At 69.4% G+C, this 18,965-nt stretch carries 17 protein-coding genes; 10 read left to right on the top strand and 7 right to left on the bottom strand.

Going from position 1 to position 18,965, the window contains the following annotated elements; translation table 11 throughout:
* Positions 1-465 precede the first annotated feature (465 nt).
* Entirely contained in the window at positions 466-1,992 is a 1,527-nt protein-coding gene (locus QMG86_RS31875) for an MFS transporter (protein ID WP_281876585.1), read from the bottom strand.
* Positions 1,993-2,074: 82 nt separating this feature from the next.
* Here QMG86_RS31875 and QMG86_RS31870 point away from each other — a divergent pair, with 82 nt between their 5' ends.
* From QMG86_RS31870 to add, 6 genes are all read left to right on the top strand, one after another.
* Complete coding sequence (locus QMG86_RS31870) at positions 2,075-2,614, top strand: TetR/AcrR family transcriptional regulator (protein ID WP_281876584.1); 540 nt, start codon at positions 2,075-2,077, stop codon at positions 2,612-2,614.
* 91 nt (positions 2,615-2,705) lie between these two features.
* The gene (locus QMG86_RS31865) at positions 2,706-3,503 is read left to right on the top strand and encodes a hypothetical protein (protein WP_281876583.1); all 798 of its coding nucleotides are present in this window, start codon (positions 2,706-2,708) and stop codon (positions 3,501-3,503) included.
* Entirely contained in the window at positions 3,500-4,591 is a 1,092-nt protein-coding gene (locus QMG86_RS31860) for a DUF4129 domain-containing protein (protein ID WP_281876582.1), read from the top strand. The genes QMG86_RS31865 and QMG86_RS31860 overlap by 4 nt, the downstream gene beginning before the upstream one ends.
* A 67-nt stretch (positions 4,592-4,658) precedes the next feature.
* Complete coding sequence (locus tag QMG86_RS31855) at positions 4,659-5,636, top strand: AAA family ATPase (protein ID WP_281876581.1); 978 nt, start codon at positions 4,659-4,661, stop codon at positions 5,634-5,636.
* A 3-nt stretch (positions 5,637-5,639) separates the two neighbouring features.
* Entirely contained in the window at positions 5,640-6,935 is a 1,296-nt protein-coding gene (locus tag QMG86_RS31850) for a DUF58 domain-containing protein (protein WP_281876580.1), read from the top strand.
* A 62-nt stretch (positions 6,936-6,997) separates the two neighbouring features.
* Positions 6,998-8,017 carry an adenosine deaminase gene (gene add, locus QMG86_RS31845; protein WP_281876579.1) on the top strand — a complete coding sequence of 340 codons (1,020 nt, stop codon included), beginning with the start codon at positions 6,998-7,000 and terminating at the stop codon, positions 8,015-8,017.
* On the opposite strand, the gene QMG86_RS31840 is transcribed toward add, so the two are convergent.
* Positions 7,996-8,796, bottom strand: coding sequence for an RDD family protein (locus QMG86_RS31840; protein WP_281876577.1), 801 nt, complete (start codon positions 8,794-8,796; stop codon positions 7,996-7,998). The two genes, add and QMG86_RS31840, sit on opposite strands and share 22 nt — an antisense overlap.
* A gap of 43 nt (positions 8,797-8,839) precedes the next feature.
* Here QMG86_RS31840 and QMG86_RS31835 point away from each other — a divergent pair, with 43 nt between their 5' ends.
* Positions 8,840-9,865 (top strand): stage II sporulation protein M, encoded by a 1,026-nt coding sequence (locus tag QMG86_RS31835; protein WP_281876576.1) that lies wholly within the window; start codon positions 8,840-8,842, stop codon positions 9,863-9,865.
* Between the two features lie 797 nt (positions 9,866-10,662).
* Here the strand turns inward: QMG86_RS31835 and QMG86_RS31830 are convergent.
* The gene (locus tag QMG86_RS31830) at positions 10,663-12,078 is read right to left on the bottom strand and encodes a hypothetical protein (protein ID WP_281876575.1); all 1,416 of its coding nucleotides are present in this window, start codon (positions 12,076-12,078) and stop codon (positions 10,663-10,665) included.
* A 109-nt stretch (positions 12,079-12,187) separates the two neighbouring features.
* On the opposite strand from QMG86_RS31830, the gene QMG86_RS31825 reads away from it, so the two are divergent.
* Complete coding sequence (locus QMG86_RS31825; protein WP_281876574.1) at positions 12,188-12,826, top strand: class I SAM-dependent methyltransferase; 639 nt, start codon at positions 12,188-12,190, stop codon at positions 12,824-12,826.
* On the opposite strand, the gene QMG86_RS31820 is transcribed toward QMG86_RS31825, so the two are convergent.
* Genes QMG86_RS31820 through QMG86_RS31805 form a run of 4 tightly spaced genes read right to left on the bottom strand, consistent with a single transcriptional unit; the run spans position 12,827 to position 17,080 of the window.
* On the bottom strand, positions 12,827-13,594 hold the full coding sequence (locus QMG86_RS31820; RefSeq protein ID WP_281876573.1) for an SDR family NAD(P)-dependent oxidoreductase: 768 nt from the start codon (positions 13,592-13,594) through the stop codon (positions 12,827-12,829).
* Positions 13,595-13,602: 8 nt separating this feature from the next.
* Positions 13,603-14,553 carry a Rossmann-fold NAD(P)-binding domain-containing protein gene (locus tag QMG86_RS31815; protein WP_281876572.1) on the bottom strand — a complete coding sequence of 317 codons (951 nt, stop codon included), beginning with the start codon at positions 14,551-14,553 and terminating at the stop codon, positions 13,603-13,605.
* Between the two features lie 41 nt (positions 14,554-14,594).
* A complete protein-coding gene (locus tag QMG86_RS31810) occupies positions 14,595-16,034 on the bottom strand; it encodes a pyridoxal phosphate-dependent aminotransferase (protein ID WP_281876570.1) in 1,440 nt (479 codons plus the stop codon).
* Complete coding sequence (locus tag QMG86_RS31805) at positions 16,031-17,080, bottom strand: helix-turn-helix transcriptional regulator (protein ID WP_281876569.1); 1,050 nt, start codon at positions 17,078-17,080, stop codon at positions 16,031-16,033. Before QMG86_RS31805 ends, QMG86_RS31810 begins: the two co-directional genes overlap by 4 nt.
* Before the next feature lie 642 nt (positions 17,081-17,722).
* On the opposite strand from QMG86_RS31805, the gene QMG86_RS31800 reads away from it, so the two are divergent.
* Positions 17,723-18,052 (top strand): hypothetical protein, encoded by a 330-nt coding sequence (locus tag QMG86_RS31800; protein ID WP_281876568.1) that lies wholly within the window; start codon positions 17,723-17,725, stop codon positions 18,050-18,052.
* Positions 18,053-18,299: 247 nt separating this feature from the next.
* Complete coding sequence (locus tag QMG86_RS31795; RefSeq protein ID WP_281876567.1) at positions 18,300-18,908, top strand: hypothetical protein; 609 nt, start codon at positions 18,300-18,302, stop codon at positions 18,906-18,908.
* Positions 18,909-18,965 lie beyond the last annotated feature (57 nt).

The following is an 18,965-nucleotide window of genomic DNA, read 5'->3' as shown; positions in this document are numbered from 1 at the left end:
CAACGCCCGCTACCGTCGCCCGCGCTCGCGCTGCCGCCGCCGCGGCTGACCGGCGGGAGCGGTGGCTGCCTCGGCGACCGCAGCCAGCCCGAACGCGCCCACATGTCTCGCCTCCACGGCGACGACCACTGCCCGTGACCATGCCGCCACCGAGTGCGAGGTGGTTCCGGCGCGCCGAGAACGGGCGACCGAGAATCACGGCAGTCGCGAGCACCGCCACCGATCGCATGGCACCGGATGAATGAGAGGTCGGCCCATTCTGTGCCGGGCGCACGAGCGGCGCGCCCGGCAGGGGACTCGGGTCCGGTCCGCTAGGCCGCGAGAACGGGGCGACCGGCAGCCGCGAGTGCCCTCACCGACCATCGGGGCACCGGCGCGGAACGGCATGGTCGCCCAGCCAGGCGGACGGTCCCTGCCCGCGCCGTCGCAACTACTACCTGGTGCGGAGGCTTTCGGAACCGGCGATCACGCACGGGCACCGCGCAACCGGAACGCCACCAGCGCGGCCATCAACAGGATCGAGGTGGTGCCGATCGCCGCGAAGTGGATGCCGGAGACGAACGATTCGTGCACGGAGGCGAGGAACGCGCTTCCGGCGGCCTCCGGCAGCTCACCGGCGAACGCCGTGGCCGCGCCAAGGGATTCCGAGGCGGCGTCCACCTGATCGGACGGCACGTGGCTCAGGTCGAGACCGTTGCGGAAGATCGCCATGACCACGCTGCCGAGTACCGCGACGCCCAGCGCGATCCCGGTCTCGTACGCGGTCTCCGACACCGCGGCGGCCGCACCCGCGCGCTCCGGCGGCGCCGAACCGACCACCAGGTCCGACGACACGGTCAGCGCGATGCCGACGCCTGCCCCCACGAAAAGGAAGCCGAGCACGAACGGCGTCGTGCTGGTGGCCGCGTCCGGGCCCAGACTGCCGAACAGCGCAGCGCCCACCGCCGCCGTGCTCAGCGCACCGCCCAGCACCGTGCCCGGCCGCAACCGCCGCACCAACCAGGCCGCGGCGAGCGAGGCGACCATGCCGGTCAGCAGACCCGGCAGGAGCAGCAAGCCCGCCTGCATCGGCGAGCGGCCGAGCACCAACTGAAGGTACTGCGAGCCGAAGAACAGCACGCCGGCCAGCGCGAACACCGCGAGCAGGTTGGTCACCACCGCCGTACGGAACTTGGGCAGCGCGAACAGCGCCAGATCCAGCATCGGCTGCGCGAGCCGTCCCTGCCTGTGCACGAACCCCACGCCCGCCAGCACGCCGAGCGCGCCGACCAGGACCGGTCGCAGAGCGGGACCGTGTGCCGCGAACTCCTTCACCGCGTACACGACGGGTACCAGCGCGAGCATCGACAGCAACGCACTGGGCAGGTCGAAGCGACCGGGCTTCGGATCACGCGATTCCGGGATCAGCACCGGACCCAGCCCGAGCAGCACCAGCATGACCGGCAGGTTCACCAGGAACACCGAACCCCACCAGTAGTGCTCGAGCAGCCAGCCGCCCAGCAGCGGTCCCGCCGCGGCGCCACCGCCCGCCATCGCGCTCCATACCGCGATCGCGACGGTGCGCTGCCGAGGATCGAGGAACATCGACCTGATCAGCGCGAGCGTCGCGGGCATCAGCGTCGCGCCGGCGACACCTTGCAGCACGCGGGCCGCGATGAGCATTTCCGGCGTCACGGACCAGGCCGCCAGCACGGATGCGACACCGAATCCGGCCGCGCCGAGCAGCAGCAGCCTGCGTCGCCCGATCCGGTCGCCCAGGTTGCCCATGACGACGAGCAACCCGGCCAGCACGAACGAGTAGACGTCGATGATCCACAGCAATTGCGGCGTGGTGGGCGCGAGATCGGCGCTGATCGCGGGCACGGCCAGATCCAGCACCGTCGCGTCGACGGCGAGCAGTAGCAGAGCGAGCGCGAGCACCGACAACCCCGCCCACTCGCGCGCTCCGGCGCGGTGGGTGGTGGCCGCTCGTCCGATGGGCTGGGGGGTCATGACTTTCTCGACTTCCGTCGTTAGTTTTACCGTCCAGACGGTATAGTACTCACATAACCGTCCGGACGGTATAGTCGACCGGGTGACGGCTGACACCCGCGACCGCCTCCTGGACGCGCTCGAGACCTTGCTGCTGGAGAAAGGCATGTCGCACGTGACCCTGGAAAACGTCGCGGCCACCGCGGGCGTCTCCAAGGGCGGCTTGCTCTATCACTTCAAGAGCAAGGACGCGCTGCTCGCGGGCTTGGTCCGCAGGCTGGCCGACCGTGCGGGCAGGCAATTGGACACGGCCGTCGCCAAGGGCGGTTCGGTAGCCGAGTGGTATCTGCAGACGCCGAACCCGGACAACGCGGCGGAAGCGGTCGAACTCGAGCTCTACCGGTCCATGCTCGCGACCATGCGCACCATAGACGCCACCCCGGAACCCGACGAGGTGCAGCGCGCGCTCGCCGAGATGATGAACTCCTGGTCGGACGGTTTGGACGAGGAGGTCGCCGATCCGGTTCAGGCCGACCTCATCCGGTTGGTCGGTGACGGTGTGTACCTGCGCGCGCTGCTCGGCCTCCCACCCATCGATCCGGTTCGCTACCGGCACGTGGTGGACCGCTTACTACAGCGCTGACGGCTAGACTCGGCCCGTGCTGCCAGCCGCCGAACCGGCCGGCGCCGTCGGGGCGGGAACAGATCCGGTACCGGGGTCTCCTGGAACGACGGTGCCGATCCGACCGCTGAGTTTTCGCGAACTGCTCGATGTGCCGTTCGCTCTGATCCAGGCGAACGTGCGCGCCTTGGCCGGGCTGAGCGTGACGGGCCTGGTCCTCGCCGAGGCCGTGGTCGTCGCGGTGACCGCGGGCGTCTCCGAGCTGACCGACGGCTCCGACCCGGGCACCGCCTGGGCGGCGATCCTGTCCACCGCGGCTTGCGCGTGGTTGCTGCGCTTCGTGTTGCGCGGCACCACGGTGGCCCTGGGGCTCGCGACCGTCGGCGGCGCGCCGATCGACCGCCGGGCCGCGCTCCGCCGATTCGGTGCGACGCTCGGCCCGTTGCTGGTGTTCCAGCTGTTGTTCACCGTGGTGGGCGTCGCCGTGCTGACGGTGGGCAGTGTGCTGATCGTGACGTTGCCGCTCGCGGCGATCTGGCTGGGCCGGCTGCGCGCCGGCCGCTGGGTCGCGGTGCCGGTGCTGTTCGTCGAGCGCACCTCGCACCGGGACGGTATCGCGCGGGCCAAGCTGCTCGCGGAGGGCGCGGAGTGGCCGACCACCGGGCTGTGGATCGTCCAGCGCGCCCTGTTCGCGCTGCTGGCGGTCCCGGTGCTGGCCATTCCGCTGTTCGTCTCCGACTTCTCCGGCACCCACCGGTGGCCGGTGATCGTGCTGACCACGTCGGCGGTGCTGCTGCTGACAGCGTTCGGCGAAGTGGTCGAGGGTTCCTCGCGGGTGGTGTGCTACGTCGACCGCCGTTGCCGCAGGGAGGGATTGGACATCCGCATCCGCAGGCAGGAGGCGCGGTGAGCGGTCCCGTTCCGCCGGAAAGCCCGTCGGCGCAGCAGTCGGGCGAGGTCACGCTGACCAAAGGCGCGACCGACGACACGGCGCCCGGCACACCACGGCTCGGCGCGGCCGCCGATCATCGCGCCGCCGCCGAAACGGCCGCCCAGCACCGGGATTTCGATCGCGCCCTGCGCGAACGCTTCCGTGCCGTGCTGCGTGGTCTGGAACAGGGTGGTGTGCTCGAGGTGCGGCGCTCACGAACCGCGCGGGAAACCGCCGACGACGTGACCACCGCCTTACCGCTCGAGACCGCCACCGAGATCCAGCCCGCCGCACTCAGTTTCGACGAGGTGGTCTACGGCGGACGCCGCGCCACCGAGGACGAATACCGCAGGCTGGAATACGCCGACCGGTTCTCCGCTTCCGCGCCGCCGCCGGCTCCGGAACCGGTGGAGATAGAGGCGGTGGAGAAGGCGCCGCGCAGCAAGCGCAGGCTGCCACCGCTGCCGAGTCTGCTGCGCAACCCCCGCTTCTGGGCGGCGCTCGCCGCCGCGGCCACGTTGCTGCTGCTGGTCTACGGCGCCCTGCAATCCTGCGGCGCGCCGACCGCTCCTCCGGCGCCGCCGCCGCAAACGCCTCCGGATCTACCCGACGTCCCGCCGCCGGACGCCCCCGGCTTCGGAGCGGGGGACGACCCGATCTGGGACCGGCTGCCCGCGCCGGTCTTCTACGGCGGCGTGCAGTTCCTGATCGCCGCCGCACTGGTGGTGTGGTGGCGTGCCCGCAGGCGGGGCGCGCTGGTGCGCGAGCCCCGGCCCGTCGAGGTGGCGGCGAACGAACTGCTCGCCGGGCAGGCCGCCCTGTACCGCCGCTCGAAAGATCACGATCACGTCGCCGGGAAACTGCGGGCGGCCACGCTGCGCCGCATTCGCACCCCGCTCGGCATCACGGCCGACACCCCGCCGGACCGCATCGTCGCCGTGCTCGCCGCGCGCATCGGAGCCGACACCGCCCAGATCGGCGCGGCCTTGTTCGGTCCCGTGCCCGATCCGTGGACGCTGCAGGTGGTGGCCGCCCAACTCGAATGGATCGAATCGGAGGTCGGATGAGACGCCTTTGCCCAATCCTCCCCCGGCCCACGGCATGCGGGAACACCCGCGAACCACAGGAGATCGAATGACCAGCACCGAGACCACCCCGACGGCCGAGCAGGCGGGCGCCGCGTTCCACGCCCTGCGCGCCGAGATCGGCAAGGCGGTGGTCGGCAACGACAACGCGGTCATGTACTTGGTGCTCGCGCTGCTGTGCCGCGGCCACGTGCTGCTCGAAGGCGTGCCGGGCGTCGCGAAGACGCTGCTCGTACGGGCGCTGGCCACGGCGCTCGACCTCGACCACGCCCGGGTGCAGTTCACGCCGGACCTGATGCCCGGTGACGTCACCGGCTCGCAGATCTACGACCCGCACTCCGCGGAGTTCACCTTCCGGCAGGGTCCGGTGTTCACCAACCTGCTGCTCGCCGACGAGATCAACCGCACGCCGCCGAAAACTCAGTCGGCGCTGCTGGAATCGATGGAGGAGCGGCAGGTCTCGGTGGACGGGAAACCGCAGCCGCTGCCCGATCCGTTCGTCGTCGTCGCCACCCAGAACCCGATCGAGCAGGAGGGCACCTACCCGCTGCCGGAGGCGCAGCTGGACCGGTTCCTGTTCAAGGTGGACATCCACCTGCCCGGCCGCGACGACGAGTTCCGCATCCTGCAACGCCACGCCGCGGGCTTCGATCCGCGCGACCTGGCCGCAGCGGGCCTGCGTCCCGTCGCGGGCGCGGCGCACATCACCGCCGCCCGCGCCGCGATCGCCCGGACGACGATCACGCCCGAGGTGCTCGCCTACACCGTCGACGTGTGCCGGGCCACCCGCACCTCGCCCGCCGTGCAGCACGGCGCCTCGACCCGCGGCGCGACGGCGCTGATGGCTGCCGCCCGCGCGTACGCCTGGCTCAACGGGCGCGGGTTCGTCACGCCGGACGACGTGAAGGCCGTCGCCGTCGCGGTGCTGCGGCACCGCCTGCATCTGCGCCCGGAGGCCGAGCTGGACGGCGTGACCACCGAGAGTGTGCTGTCGTCGCTGTTGCTGTCGGTTCCGGTCCCGGTGTAGCGCATGGTCGTCACCGGTCGGCTGGCCGCCGCGGCAGGCGTGGCGGCCCTGTTCGTCACCCTGGTCCTGCCTTCCGTGGCCGGCGTGGTGGTGGTGACCTGTGTCCTGGCGGCGGGGCTGCTCGTCGACCTGGGCGCGGTGGGTCGGGCACGCGATCTCACGCTGTCCCGCGAGGCGCTCACCACGGTGCGACTCGGGCGCTCGGCCGAGGTGGAACTCGTCGCGGTCAACACCGGAGCCCGGGTGCTGCGCGGCACGGTCTGGGACGACTGGCCCGACAGTGCGCGTCCCGAACACCGCACGCACCGGCTCGACCTCGCCCCGGGCACCAAGGTCCGTTTCCGCACCACGCTCACGCCCACCTACCGTGGCGATCGGGTCGCGGGCCAGGTCACGGTGCGGCTGCTCGGCCCGCTCGGACTGGCTGGGCGCCAGACCAGGCGCGACGTGCCCGCCCGAATCCGCGCGCTGCCCGCGTTCCGCGCCGAACGGCTGTTGCGCTCCAAAGTGAAGAGGCTGCAACACCTGGAGGGCAGCAACGTGGCCGATCTGCGCGGACCGGGCACCGAATTCGATTCGTTCCGCGAGTACGTCGCCGGAGACGACGTGCGCGCCATCGATTGGCGCGCCACCGCCCGCGCCACCGATGTCCTGGTCCGCACCTGGCGTCCGGAGCGCAACCGGCACATGCTGATGTTGCTGGACACCGGCCGGATCAGCGCGGGCCGGGTGGGTGACGGTACGCGCCTGGACGCGAGCATCGAGGCGGCCCTGCTGCTCGGCGGTCTGGCCGCCGCCGCGGGGGACACCGTCGATCTGCTCGCCTTCGACCGCCGACCGCGCGCCGAGGTCCGCGGGGTCGGTGGAAAAGGATTGCAGCTGAAGCTGATGCACGCGATGGCGGGCATCACCCCCGCTCTCGTCGACACCGACAGCGCCGGACTCGTGCGGGCGGCCGTACAGCGCACCCGCCGCCGCAGCCTGGTCGTCTGGTTCACCAGCCTCGACGGCGCCGCGGTCGAGGAGAATCTGCTGCCCGTGCTGCCGGTGCTGGCGCAGCGGCACCGGGTGCTGATCGTCTCGGTGACCGACCCCGAGATCGCCGCGGCCGCCACCCGGCGCGACCGCCTCCCCGACCTCTACGCCGCGGCGGCGGCCGAATCCGTGCTCGCCGAGCGCGCGCTGGTCCAGGAGTCGCTGCGCCGCACCGGTATCGCGGTCGTCGCCGCGTCCCCGGAACGGTTGCCCGAGGCGCTCGCGGACGAGTACCTGGAGCTGAAACAGTCCGGGGCCCTCTGAGTTCCGGCCGTGGTCTGGTCGAAGGACGTCCTCGCGGGGCCGCCGAGGAGGATCATGACCCCATGGCCTCAGATCTCGCCGCCTTTGTCCGTGGACTGCCCAAAGCCGAGCTGCACCTGCATCTGGAAGGGACGCTGGAGCCGGAGCTGAAGTTCCGCCTCGCGCGGCGCAACGGCATCGAGCTGCCGGAGAAAAGCGTGGACGAGGTCAAGCAGACCTATCGCTTCCACGACCTGACGTCGTTCCTGCAGGTGTATTACCCCGCGATGCGCGTGCTGCGGCGTCCGGAGGACTTCCACGACCTCGCCTACGACTATCTGCGCCGCGCGCACGGCCAAGGCGTGCGTCATGTCGAGCTGTTCTTCGATCCGCAGGCGCACACCGGGCGCGGGGTCCCGTTCACCACGGTGATCAGCGGATACCGCTCGGCGATCGCGCGGGCGCGGCGGGAGCTGGGGATATCCGCCGAGCTGATCCTGTGCTTCCTGCGCGATCATTCCGCGGAGTACGCCATGGCGACGTTGCTGGAAGCGTTGCCGTACAAGAGCTGGATTCTCGGCGTCGGCCTGGATTCCGACGAGCGCGGCAACCCGCCCAGCAAGTTCGCCGCCGTCTTCGAGCGCGCCCGCGCGGAAGGATTCCTGCTGACCATGCACTGCGACATCGACCAGCCGGATTCGGTCGAGCACATCCGCCAGGCGCTGGAGGACATCGCCGTGGACCGCCTCGACCACGGGACGAACATCGTGGCGGACGACCGTCTGGTCGAGCTGGCCAAGTCAAAGGGCATCGCGCTCACCTGCTGTCCGGTGTCGAACTCGTTCGTCACCGCCGAGATGAAGTCCGCGGAGATCGTCGGCTTGCTCGACCGCGGGCTGACGGTGACCGTCAACAGTGACGATCCCGCCTACTTCGGGGCATACGTGGCGGACAACTACCTCGCCCTCGCCGAGCAGGCGGGGCTCGGCATCGATCGACTGGCCGAGCTGGCCCGCAACTCGTTCCGCGCTTCTTGGCTGACGCCGGCCCGGCAGGATGCCTTCCTCCGCGAGGTGGACGACTACGTCGCGGCGAACGGCTGACCGGGGCGCAGCGGCATCGGCGGGAACACCGGCTGCGGCAGCACCCGGCGCTGTCGTTCGGCGATCACCGCACCGAGAATCTGCGGCGGGGGGTAACCGGCCGGCGGCGCGACGCGCAGCCGCCCGCACACCTCCGCCACGAGCTCGGCGCCCAGCTGGTGTTGCGCGGCGGGAGTCAGGGTGCGCAAGCGCGTCAGGTACTGCCGCACGGACAGCGCGAGATCCTCCGGCAGTCCGGACAGATCGAGCTGCGCGCTCCAACCGGTCAGCCACGGCGGCGCGAGCGCGAGCGCGGGCGGCGGCAGGGAGCGTTGCGCGTGCACGACCACGGTGCCCGCGAGCACGTCACCGATCCGCCGCGCATGCGGCGAGCACATCGAGGTGAGCACCGCGATGGCCCCGAACCCGCCGAGCATCCAGAAATCGACGATCGCGCCCGCCAGGCCGCGGGTGAGCGCGTGCCGGAAGTCGATCGGCCCGCCGTCCGCGCGCACCACGCGCAGCCCGAGCATCAGCTTGCCCAGGGTGCGTCCGCGCCAGGCGGTCTCACAGGTCACCGGATAGCCGACCAGCACGGTCACGATGGTGACCAGCATCACCACGTCGAGCCACGCCGAGTCCACGCCCGCGGGCAGCAGCAGCGTGACGACGGCGAACAGCAGCACGAACCCGAGCGTGCACTGCGCCAGCACGTCGATCAGGAACGCGGTGGCCCTCGTGGGGATCCGGGCGATCGGCAGTTCCAGGGCCACTGCTTCGCCGGTGGTGAACTCAGCCATGTCGATAGCATTCTTGCGACCGGCGGGAGTGGGAGGCAACCGAATGGACGTGGACGCATACAGCCTGGCGCACCGCAGGGCGTGGGACCGGCTCGACTACTTGTCCAAGCGGAGCAAGCTGACCGGCGCGGAGGTCGACGAACTGGTCCTGCTCTACCGCCGCACCTCCCAGCAGCTGGCACGGCTGCAGGCGCACAGCCCGGACCCGGAACTGATCGCCGGACTGAGCGCGCTGCTGGCGCGTGCGCGCGGCCGGGTGCTCGGGACGCGCGCCGACACCTGGCAGGAGATCGGCCGGTTCTTCAGCCACCGCTTCCCGGCGGCGCTCTACCGGTCGTGGCCGTGGTGGGTCGGCGTCGCCGCGGTGTTCCTGTGCGTATCGGCCGGCTTGGCCGTCTGGGTGGAGCGGTTCGACTCGGCCCGCGACGTTCTCGGAATCCCGGCGGACACCAGGAGTCTCACCGCACCGGGCGGTGCGTTCGAGACGTACTACTCGGAGCATCCGCAAGGGGCCTTCGCCGCGCAGGTGTGGACGAACAACGCGTGGGTCACCGCGATCGCCCTGTTCACCGGCGTATTGATCCTGCCAGCGGCCTACCTGCTGTTCATGAACGCACTCAATCTGGGTGTCACGGCGGGGCTGATGTCCGAGGCGGGGCGGCTGGATTCGTTTTTCGGCTTCATCCTTCCGCACGGCACGCTGGAGCTGACGGCGGTGTTCGTGGCGGGCGGCGTCGGCCTGAAACTCGGGTGGACGCTGATCGATCCGGGACGGCTCAGCCGGGTGGAGGCCGTGGCCAGGCAAGGGCGAGCGACCGCGACGGTCGCCCTCGGGCTGGTCGGAGTGTTGCTGGTGTGTGGCTTCATCGAAGGATTCGTGACGCCGAGCCCGCTGCCCACCCCGATTCGCCTCGCGATCGGGTTCACTGCCGAGACGTTGTTCCTGGTCTACGTGTTCGTCGTGGGCCGCCGCGCGGTCACGGAGCGGGTCGACTCGGGTGCTGAGGCGGCGAGCTATCAGCCGGACGGTGTGACTCAGACAACATTCAGCACACGTCGAGCGGCGTGATCGGGATAATCGACAGCTAAGCGGCGCCAGATCGGTTCGGAACTCCCCCATTTGAGTTCCGCTGGCCGCAGCGAGTCGCTGCTCTAGCTGCGGCCAGCGTTACCGTCAACTCTACACAATCGTTATCCCTACGCAACCCTCCCCGCCGAGGTCAAGCGTATAAAGCAGCGGGCCAGCAAACCCCTACGGCACCCTCCGGGCACCCACATCCAGCTAACCGCATGCGACTCGCGCGACCGGAGTTTCGGGAACCCGGCAGTACTCCGGTGATGCCGCCGGAATACTCTCCCGGAGCCTCCTCCGGCAATGGATCGGAACGCTCCGGAGGCGTTAGCCGAGCTATTGCATAGACCCCTCCATGGTTTGCTGAGACCGCCTCCCACCTGCACGTTCATTTGCACAAAAGATCAGTTGCTGACCACCCACCGATAGAAAGAGACCACAAGTTTGTTTACGCGGTAATAAACCGGGTAAAGACATAGCGGCACGCGAGGAAGACCGGCCAGTTCCCCGACAGGCTCCGCATTAACCGGGGAGCGAAAAGCCTCCGGTTCACCTGCTCGGACCACTCGATTCAGCACCTGGGCCGCAACCATAACGAGGCATGTGATCTTCGCCTCACCTGCCGTTACCGTGCCCCGGAGCCGCGCGAAAACGGCGCCGCCACATGCCACTTGGAGAGACACACGTCACATACGAGGGCGCTGCGCAACGGCTGAGGAGATCGCTCGATGGGCCCCGGCAGTTCGGGGCCTATGCCGGGTAGACCTCGGTGATCTTCGAGGTGACAAGAGCGCTCAACCGACGCGCAATATCCCGGTGACCGTGCCTTGTAGCAGACGACTGTCCTGGGTGATCAGCGGCGCGGTTTGCAAAGGGTCGTCGATGATGGTGCCGGGGAGGGGGTGGGAGGCGGTGACCATACCGGTTTCTGGATCGATGACGGTGAAGGCGTACCCGTCCAGGGGGGTGGTCTGGTCGAGACCGACTCGCGCGACCGTGTAGAGCGCGCCGTCGGCGGTGGACAGACGTGGTACGGCCGCGCTGCGAACCCTGTTCTCCCACACCACATGACATCCGTCGTCGGCGACATCGACGCGCGTCATCCCGCCGGTGAACGGCGCGCTCGGCGGCACCGCCGGTCCCGCCCCCTCGGGTAGCGCCGGATACGGGTAGCCGTAGGTGCTCGCCACGAAGACCGAGCGGCCGATGCCGACCGGCGAATTCTCGCTTCCTGATCCGCCTTCGCCGAGCACCGGAACCGCGCACATCAATTCTCCTGTGCCCGTCCGGTACACCAGGGCGTGCACCTGTTCGTCGGCGTTGTCGACGATAGTCACATAGTCCGCGCCGGTCGCCGGGCCGAAGTAGGTCGGTGTCGAGCCCGTACCCCAGCTGAGCTGGCCGGGCTTACGGGCTGATCCCCGGTCGTAGGCCGCGCGCCACGCGATCTCCGGGACACCGGACGCGCCGACGCGCAGTTCGTACAGCGCATGCGTCGTCGCCACCGCGACCTGTCCGCCCGGGGCCGACGAGATGCTGTTCGCCACCTGCTCCCCCGGAGGCAACGTCGACTCGGCCACCCGTCCGGCAGCGGTGACGAACCCGACCACTCCCCGGCCGGTCGCGAACCACACATTGCCCGACCAGTCCGGCACGAGTCCCGTCACGTTGTCCCCGGTCGGGATCACGGGCCTCAGATCGGCGGCCTCTTCGCTGATCAGCCGCCAGGTTCCCGCCGCGCCACGCTCGTGCCGCACTCGGAGCAAGCGGTCCGAACCGTCGACGACCACCAGACGGTCGTCCTGGTCGAGGTAGGCGTAGACGCCACCGAGCAAACTGCCTTTGGTCAACGGCAAGGCGGCGAGCGATCGCGCCAACGGACCCGGCGCCGCCGGATCGAGCAGATGCACCGTCGGCGTCTGCCCCGCGATCGCGGTGCACAACGCGACCACGAGACGGTCCGATCCTTCCAGCAGGGTCGGGCACGCCGAAGCCAGCGGGTACGCGGCGACCGCCGCGGCACCGGCGCCCGGCCCGGCGAGCGGCGTCACGTCCGACGACCCCGCGTCGCCGTGCATGGTGGCGGTGCCGGTCGGTCCGAGGAAGGGATTCGGCGACCCGAGGGGCCCCCACGGCCCGGCTGCCGAGGCGGGCAGAGCGGGCAGCAATGCCAGCGCGCAGGCGGCGAGGAGAGTCATCGGTCGGCGCATCGCGGATGGTCCTTCGCTAGACAACGCGGTATCCGAACGGACACCGGGGAAACAGTATTCGGACAATCGCCGCCCCACCCGGAAGGCCAGGCTCGATACGATGACGCCCATGAACTCCGTCCGAGCCCGCCTGTTGTCCACTCTCGCCGGTCAGCTCGGAAATCCGCACGGCATGCTCGGCAAAGGCGTCGCCTTCGTGCTCAATCGCGGCAACAAGGCCGCCATCGCCGGGGCGGTGGAGGCGGCCGGCCTCGCGCCGGGCGGCACCGCGGCCGACGTCGGCTTCGGTGGTGGAGCGGGGCTGTCTCTGCTGCTCGAGCGCGTGGGTGCGGGCGGGGTCGTGCACGGCGTGGAGATTTCCGCCGACATGCTGGCGCGCGCCCGCGCGAGTCACCGCGGCGCCATCGATGCCGGAAGACTCCGGCTGCTCGAGGGGTCGCTCACCGCGCTGCCGTTGCCGGACGACGGCCTCGACGCCGCGATCACCGTCAACACCGTCTACTTCGTGCCGGACCTGGCGGCTGCCTGCGCGGAACTCGCGCGGGTGGTCCGGCCGGGCGGCCGCCTGGTGATCGGCATCGGTGATCCCGACGCGATGGCGAAGCTTCCGTTCACCTCGTACGGCTTCACCCTGCGCCCGGTGCCGGACGTGATCGCGGCGCTGGAGCGGGCGGGCTGCGCGGTCGAGCATCGGCGGCCGGCCGGCACGCCGATCCCGCACCATCTGCTGGTGGCCACGCCGCGCTGACTACATCAGCGCGCCGCCGTCGACCCTGATCTCGGTGCCGGTCATGTACTTGCCGTCATCGGAGGCGACCATGGCGACCACCCCGGCGATGTCCTCGGGAGAACCGAGCGCGCCTTTGTTGAGCCAGCCGGTCATCCGGGAGAACAGCTGCGGGTCGAAGCCCTCGGGCTGGTCCAGGATGGATTTCGTCGTGATGCCGCTGGTGATGCCGGCCGGGACGATGTTCACCGCGCGCAGACCCTGCTTGGCGTACTCCAGCGCGATGGCGTGCGTGAAGGCGTTCACGCCGCCTTTGGACGCCGCGTAGGAGGCGAGGTAGGGCGCCGCGCTGAAGGCCGCGGTGGAGGAGAGGTTGACCACCACCCCGCGCCCGGTATCCAGCAAGGCGGGCAGCGCGGCCTGGGTCATCAGGAAGGTGCCGGTGAGATTCACCCGGATCACCCGGTCCCACACCTCGAGCGGCATCTCGTGGGTGCGCGCGGGCCGCAGGATGCCCGCCGCGTTGACCAGCACGTCCAGCCCGCCGAGGAATTCGAGCGCCGTCGCGATCGCGGTGCGCACCGATTCCGGATCGGCGATGTCGACCTCGACCGTTCGCAGTCGTTCGGCGCCGTCGCCCGCCTTTTCCGCGGTGGCCGCCAGGCCCGCCACGTCGATGTCGGCGGCGACCAGCTGTGCCCCTTCGTCCAGCAGCCGCAGGGCGATGCCCTGACCGATGCCGGATCCCGCTCCTGTCACCACCACACGGCGGCCGTCAAATCTGCGCATGCCAAAAATTAGAACACGTTCTCATCGAGCGTCAAAGGACTTCGCCGCTTCCCGGCGATCCGCAGCACCATGGCCGCCGCCGCCGCGCCGTACGCCCGGCTGGCCGACGCCGGACGACCCGCCGGGTAGTTGGAGCGATGCGTGACGACGACGCCGTTCGGTAGCGTGACGGTCCGGTCCGGCACGGTCGCGACGCAATTGCCGCCCGCCTTCCCCACCAAGTCCACGATCACGGTTCCCGGGCCCAGCAGGTCCAGCTCCGCCTGCCCGAGCAGGCGGGGCGCGGGCGATCCGCGATGCACGGCGGTGCAGACGACGAGGTCGGGCGGCGTGGCGGCGAGCGTCTCCAGCACCGCCGCGTTGTCGTCCTGATTCGGCACGAATCGCCCGGCGCCCGCCGCGACCGCGGCCGCCCGCTGTTCGAGGCGGTTGCCGATCGCCACCGGCTGCTCGTCGCCGAACGCACGAGCGGCCGAGATCGCGGCGAGCCCGGCCGCGCCGCACCCCAGCACGAGAGCACGGACCGGGCGCGTGCGTCGCTCGGAAGCCAGCAGTCGCCTACCTTCGGCGTAACCCTCCGCGCCCGCGATCCGGCTCATGGTCGACAGCGCATCGATCTCGGTTGTCGTGTCGTCACGCGGCACCTCGTCGAAGGCGACCGATTCGACGCCCCGGCGGCGCAACCGGTCGATCTCCTCGCGACGGTAGTGCGGATCCTGGAAGCCGAGCAGCGTCGTTCCCGCGCGCAGCGGCATCGAATCCAGCTCGAAGGCAGGCGGTTTCACCCAGACGACGATGTCCGCGCGCTCGAAGACCGTCGCCCGGTCTGCGACGACGACCGCCCCGGAAGCGCTGTACGCGGCATCGGCGTAACCCGCACCGCGCCCGGCGCCTTCGTCCACCAGGACTCGAAGTCCCTCCGTCGAAAGTGTGCGCACGTCGTCGGGAGTGAGTGCCACACGAGTCTCCCGCGGCGCGGTTTCGCGCAGCACCCCGACGATCACCGCGTGGCCCTGCGCTCGGCCACCAGAGCGGTCAGGCCGCGATCGGCGAGCGCGTCGCGATAGGTCAGTCCGCCGACGATGTCGCGGATCAATTGCTCGAGCCGGTCGAAGAGTTCCTCGATCAAAGCGGGCGATTCCTGGCGGGGAGCTTTGCGCGGAGCGAGGACGTTCAGACGGACGCCGGGACGCAGCGAACCGGTCCGGTCCAGCGCGACGCTGTCGACGCCGGCCACGGCGAGCAACAGGTCCTCCACCTGCGCACTCGTGCGGACTCCCGCCCCGTCGAGCAGCGCGCGATCGAACACCACGGAGACGAACATCCCTTCGGGGTTGCCCAACGGTCGCAGCACGTCGGCCCCGAGCCGGGTGTTGATCGCGGCGATATGCGCACAAGCCCGCTCGATCTGCGCGCGCATCAGCGCGTGGTTGCGATCGAAGTAGTCGTCGGGGGTGTGCTCGAGGATCGCGCGAGCCAGATGGGTGGTCTCGCGCTGGAACGAGATGGTGAGCCGTTCCCGGATCCGCTCCAGCCACGCGCTGTCGCCGGTGCACGCCGCACCCATCTTGCAGGGACCGAAGGCGTTGTAGCCCTTGGAGTTACCTGTGACGGTCAGCATCACGTCGTACAGCCGCCGGATGCCGCGCTCGGTCTCCACGTGCAGCGCGGCGATCGGGATGTGTGAGGCCACCAGCCGGTCGAAGGCCATGTCGCAGATGACGGGAACACCGCAGTCGAGCAGCACCCGCCCGATCTCCGCGAGCTCGGTCGCGGTGTAGTCCGCCACCACCGGATTACCCGGCAGCGTGAGCAGCACGCCGCACAGTTCGCCGGTCGCACGCAGCCCGTCGAGGCAGCGGGCCAGCCGGGCGGGATCGATCTTGAACGCGTCGTCCGAGCCCACCGGGCACGACACGATCCGCAGACCGAATTTCTCCACATGAATGCTGGAACTCTTGTAGAAGCCCTCCGGGCAGACGATCACCCCGCCCGGCCTGGCCAGCGTGGCCACGGCCTCCTCGAGCAGCATCGTGCTCGAGTACGGGCAGACGATCACCTCCTCCGCGCGCACCCGGACGCCGGGCACCCCTTCCACCGGATGCGACAGGCGCTCGAACAGCTTGCGTGCTGCCAGCTCGCGCAGGATCAGCGGCTGCCGCTTGTCGTAGAGCCGGCCGTCGAGGTACTCCGCGGAGGGCGCGATGTGCAGACTCTCCCGCCACGCGCGATCCAGCGCCGCGACGGCGTGTGCGTCCGGGGCCCGGCCGGTTTCCCCGTGGTAGGCGTCGATGACGCCCGAGTAGCGGCGGCCGCCGGTCCCGGCGAACCACGCGTCCCGCGAAACCCGCCCGCGTACTTCCCGTTTCCTGGCCTCGGAGCGGTTGGTCAGCGTCGCCAGGTCGGCGAGCGGAAGGGTGAGCACCTGGCTCTGAGTCACGGAACCTCGCCTTCTGAAGAGTCTCCCGGTGCGGGCATGGTGTTCCATTTCTCCTGCAGTGCGGCGCGGAACAGGCTGCGGCAGTTGGCCTCGGTGAGTCGTTCGAACTCCGCCAGGGGCGGCTCGGCGACGATCTGGTCGACCACGATGGCCGTTCCGGCGCGTCGAAGATCGTAGAGTTTCTCGAACCGCCGGACCGCGAACGCGACATCGTGCTTCAACACGGAGAAGCGCGTCGCGACCCGCGCCTGGCGTGAGTAGTCGTACTCGCCCACCGCGACGTAGCGGTCGTCGACCACGAGCATGCTCTGCGCGTTGCGCGCGTATTCGCGCTTGACCAGCACGCTCTCCACGCCCGAGCGGGCCTGTTTCCACAGTTTGTCGTCATAGGGCCAGACATCCGAGATGTCGTCCAGCACATACATCCGCCGCACATCGATCTTCGGCGGATGAGTCTTGTCGGCCAGGCGCAGAATCGCCGCGTGATAGTCGTCGCCGACGTCGCCGCCGATCGTGCCCAGGTCGGCGGTATGGATCGCGCGCACCGACGTGGTGGCCTGTTCCAGGATCGTCAGCCAGTCGGTGACGGTGTTCCATTCCCATACCGTGGCGCTGCGCGACGGAATCTGCGCGAGGATCTCCTCGGCGCGCTCCAATTGCCGATCGGCGACCAGGCGCAGCGGCTCGATTTCCGCTCGCGCGCCGGAGGCGTCGATCAGGCTCTGCGCGATACCCAATGCGCGCGAGACCAATTCGGGGTCCTTGCCCAGCAGGACGTTGAATCGCATCCGCAGGTCGTAGTAGGCGCTGCTGGTCGGGTCGGTCGCGGGGTCGGCGCTGCCGTCGGTGGGCAGTTCCGCGCCGAGGGCCAGGCTCAGGCGTTCCCGTAGCGCGAGCGGCGGAATCCGGCTGCCGTTCTCGATCTGCTGAATCAGACTGCGGGAGCAGCCCGCCCTGGTTGCCAGCGCGGCCTGGGTGTAGCCGCGTTCTAGTCGTAGCCTGCGGACCAGGTTGCCGACCTGCTCATCCGAGCCCGAGTCAGCCATCCCGTGCCTCCCATCCTGCGCAGTGCATACTCATGCTCACGGAGTATCACGATGCGCCATTCTAATCATCAAATGTCAAGAGGCGTGCGATGAATCGCGTTCACACGATTTCGTTGCGAACCGGAGATCCGCCTGCTCGATCACTCTTGCGAAGAAAAGACTGCCACATAGGCTCAGAAACGGGCTTCGCGAGTTCCATCCCGCGGTGGGAACGGATAGTCGTGCAAAACTTCGATGAATTTTGGGCGCTCTGATTATTTTCGAGCATGGAGGCTCACTGTATATCATCACAAAGCGTTAAAGCTTCGTTGACAGCATGTAGTGGCCGTACCTAGCCTGGTTCTCGAAGCCACCGCAATTCGGTGTCGGCGCAAAGGGTTTCCTCCTTTCCGACCTCGGTGGCCCGATAACTCTAGGAGGTGCCGGATACGGATACCTCGTCATGGCGCGGTCCGGGCCCCAACGCCTGCGGCCGGGTGTGACCATCCCACCCCAACGCCATCACGCCCGACCTCCCGACGATTCGGGCACCGAACCATCCAGGCACGGACGACTCCACCGCGTTCGGGCCGTGACCGAGCACGGTCATCGCACCCGGCGGCGGGTCCGCGTCATCCAGAACAGAGTGAATGAGAGCGGATCATGGCACTCGACATCACCGATTCGATCATCACCAGCGACATCACCCCGGAAACCGCACGGCTGCTTCCTTCTTCCTCCGGCGCGGCATGGGAGCTCAGTTGGCTACCCACCGTCATCCTGACCCGCGAGCAGGCGGTGAGCGGGATGGTGCTCGACGAAATGCTCAGCGATCCGGGCACCATCACCAGCGATCTCGCCCTCGAACTGGCCGCCATCCGTGCGGCGGAACTGGGCGTCACCCTGCGGGACGTGCTGATCCGGCTGTACGTCCGCATCACCGAACGCGACAACGAAGCCGCCTGCTGCACCCATACGCCCCTGCCCGCCTGACCCGGCGTAGACCGGCTCGCCACAGTGGCGCCGGACGCGCCACCCAACCGTCGCGGTCCCGCGCTTTCCTCGACTGATCGCTCGACTCCCGATATGACCGCGTCCGGCCTTGCATGGCGCAACCGGTCGGCGAACGATTGACTTGCGCCGGCCGCGCTCGCGGGCCGTGCGGTGTCCCGCGCTCGGTGGACCACGAGGTGACGGCCCGGCGACAAGCGGAGCGATCACTCCGTTCGAGGAGGAACCGATGTTCATCCAAGTAATACAGGGCAAGGCCGCCGACCCGGCCCGGCTGCGGCGATGCATGGATCGGTGGAACGAGGAACTGCAGCCGGGAGCCATCGGCTATCTCGGCACTACGAGCGGGCTGTGCGACGACGGCACGTTCATCGCGCTGGCCCGATTCGAATCCGCGGAAGCGGCGCGCCGCAACAGCGAGCGCCCGGAACAGGGCGAATGGTGGCGGGAGACCGAGCAATGCTTCGAGGGTCCGGTCACGTTCATGGACTGCGCCGAGGTCACCGAGTGGATGGGTGGCGGCTCCGACCGCGCCGGTTTCGTGCAGGTCATGGAGGGCCACACGCGAGACGCGGGCCGGATGCGCGAGCTACTGACCCAGACCGGCGATCGAGTGCACCAGTTGCGCCCGGAAATCCTCGGCGGCACGCTGGCGACCTACGGGGACGACGGATTCGTGGAGACGTTGTATTTCACCTCCGAATCCGAGGCTCGCGAACACGAGAATATGGAGGTACCGGACGATCTGCGGTCGCTGTTCGAGGAGGAGAACGCGCTCATGGGTGACGTCGCCTACTTCGACCTGCACCAGCCGATGCTGAGTTCGCCCCGAGGTTGAGCGGTGCGACCGCGCGCCCTGCGGTCGCATGGCGTATCCAGATACTTCGCGGCAACT

The sequence above is a fragment of the Nocardia sputorum genome (assembly GCF_027924405.1).
In the GTDB taxonomy this organism is placed as follows: Bacteria; Actinomycetota; Actinomycetes; order Mycobacteriales; family Mycobacteriaceae; genus Nocardia; species Nocardia sputorum.
This window is presented reverse-complemented; position numbering and strand designations above follow the sequence as displayed.